This is a genomic window from Pseudoalteromonas sp. SIMBA_162 (assembly GCF_046535955.1).
GTDB classification, from domain to species: domain Bacteria; phylum Pseudomonadota; class Gammaproteobacteria; order Enterobacterales; family Alteromonadaceae; genus Pseudoalteromonas; species Pseudoalteromonas marina.
This window is the reverse complement of the sequence record NZ_JAWJBQ010000483.1, coordinates 1-267: the sequence shown is the minus strand read 5'-3', so window position 1 is coordinate 267 and position 267 is coordinate 1. Positions and strand designations below refer to the sequence as shown.

The 267-nt window shown below is 59.6% G+C and carries 1 protein-coding gene; it reads right to left on the bottom strand.

Annotation, left to right across the window (positions count from 1 at the left end; genetic code table 11):
• Positions 1-267 (bottom strand): molybdopterin-dependent oxidoreductase (locus R0J88_RS20595; protein WP_410900968.1); only part of this gene is annotated, 267 nt, incomplete at both ends.

The following is a 267-nucleotide window of genomic DNA, read 5'->3' as shown; positions in this document are numbered from 1 at the left end:
CAGCGGAACCCGACCGGGTGAGCTTCAGCGGCGTTACCGCCCATCACCACGACGAGGTTGGCGTTCTTGATGTCGACCCAGTGGTTGGTCATCGCACCGCGACCAAATGTTGGAGCAAGACTTGCTACCGTTGGTCCGTGTCAGACACGCGCCTGGTTGTCGACCGCGAGCATACCCAGCGCGCGGGAGAATTTTTGCGTTAAATAGCCGGTTTCGTTACTCGACGCGGAAGCACACAGCATCCCGGTGGAGAGCCAGCGGTTAACA